Source organism: Dietzia sp. SLG310A2-38A2, assembly GCF_014145095.1.
Classification (GTDB): domain Bacteria; phylum Actinomycetota; class Actinomycetes; order Mycobacteriales; family Mycobacteriaceae; genus Dietzia.
In genome coordinates, this window is sequence record NZ_JAALDX010000473.1 from 1 (window position 1) to 1699 (window position 1699).

Below are 1699 nucleotides of genomic sequence, written 5' to 3' on the forward strand. Positions count from 1 at the left end.
ACTACCCGCACATGAGCGAGCGCATGCGTGCGGAGGCCCACGTCGGGGGCCGGGCCGCGGCCCAGGACCCGGCTGCGGTCAAGGACGTGGCCGAGCGCGGCTCGTCACCGCAGAGAGGCTGACCCACCCGCCCGTACTCACCCACGGGCGTCGGTCCCCGCTGAACCCCGTCGGTAGGCTCGTCCTCCGGCGGGGTTCGGCGCGTGTCAGCCCTTCCTGCCCATCACCCCCAATCACCAGCACGAACACTCGTCAGGAGCACACGTGAGCACCCCCGGCACCCCGGCACTACTCACCGTCACCGGACCCGACCGGCCAGGTGTGACAGCGAGGATCATGGCGGTCCTCGCCTCCCATCACGCCGACCTGGTGGACGTCGAGCAGGTCGTGGTCAACGGCCACCTCTCCCTGGGGCTCATGGTCCGGGTGGACGCCGACGCGGACGTCGTGGCCGTGGTCCGCGAGCTCACCGACCAGGTCCACGATCTGGGGATGCAGCTGGAGGTCCAGTTCGACGACATCGCGCCCGCGACCCCGCCGTCCACCCACGCGGTGGTGATCCTCGGCAGTCCGGTCACCGCGTCGGCGTTCTCCGCGGTGGCGGGTTCGCTCGCGTCGATCGGCGCGAACATCGACACCATCCGGGGGATCGCCGACTACCCGGTGACGGGTCTGGAGCTGCACGTCTCGACCGCCGGTCGTGACGCCGCCGACGACGCCAGGTTGCGCGAGGCGATGGCGTCCCTGTCGGACGCGCACGGCGTCGACATCTCGGTGGACGGCGCCGGGCTGGGCCGCCGGTCCAAGCGTCTCGTGGTGTTCGACGTGGACTCCACCCTGGTCCAGGGTGAGGTCATCGAGATGCTCGCCGCCCACGCGGGCAGGGAGGCCGAGGTCCGTGCGGTGACCGAGCGCGCGATGCGGGGGGAGCTGGACTTCGCCCAGTCCCTCCACGAGCGCGTGGCGACGCTGGCCGGACTGCCGGCCACCGTCCTCGACGAGGTCGCGGCCAGCATTGTTCTGACCCCGGGTGCGCGGACGACCATCCGCACCCTCAAGCGTCTCGGCATCCGCTGCGGTGTGGTGTCGGGCGGGTTCATCCAGGTGATCGCCGGCCTCGCCGAGGAGTTGGGTCTCGACTTCGCGAGGGCCAACACGCTCGAGATCGAGGACGGTGTCCTCACCGGCCGCGTCATCGGCGAGGTGGTGGGTCGCGAGGCCAAGGCCGAGTACCTGCGCGAGTTCGCCGAGGAACTCGGCATCTCGCTGAGCCAGACCGTCGCGGTGGGCGACGGGGCGAACGACATCGACATGCTCACCGCTGCGGGGCTGGGGATCGCGTTCTGCGCCAAGCCCGCCCTCCGCGAGGTGGCCGACGCGTCGCTGTCCAAGCCGTTCCTCGACACCGTCCTGTTCGTCCTCGGCATCACGCGCGACGAGATCGAGGCGGCCGACACCGCCGCCGGTACCTACCGCCGCGTCCCGCTCGTGTGACCGACGGACCGCCCCCCGACGAAGCCCTGCACGACGAACCATTGCCCGGAGGTCCCGCGTCCGGCGCCGCGCTCGACTGGTGCCACGCGCGACTTCGCGCAGGGTCGGCCGGGACCGAGGACCCGGACGACCGTGGCACCGTGCGCTCCATGCCGATCGTGCTGCACCTGCCCAAGGCGGACCTCCCCGGACGGACCCCGCTGCT

1 protein-coding gene and 1 pseudogene are annotated in these 1699 nt (G+C 71.7%); both read left to right on the forward strand.

All coding sequences use genetic code 11. The features are described 5' to 3' along the window. Positions 1-264: 264 nt before the first annotated feature. A complete protein-coding gene (gene serB / locus G6027_RS15395; protein ID WP_182637929.1) occupies positions 265-1494 on the forward strand; it encodes a phosphoserine phosphatase SerB in 1230 nt (409 codons plus the stop codon). A 41-nt stretch (positions 1495-1535) separates the two neighbouring features. After that, positions 1536-1699, forward strand: a pseudogene (locus G6027_RS18460) (peptidyl-tRNA hydrolase); the annotation flags it as partial.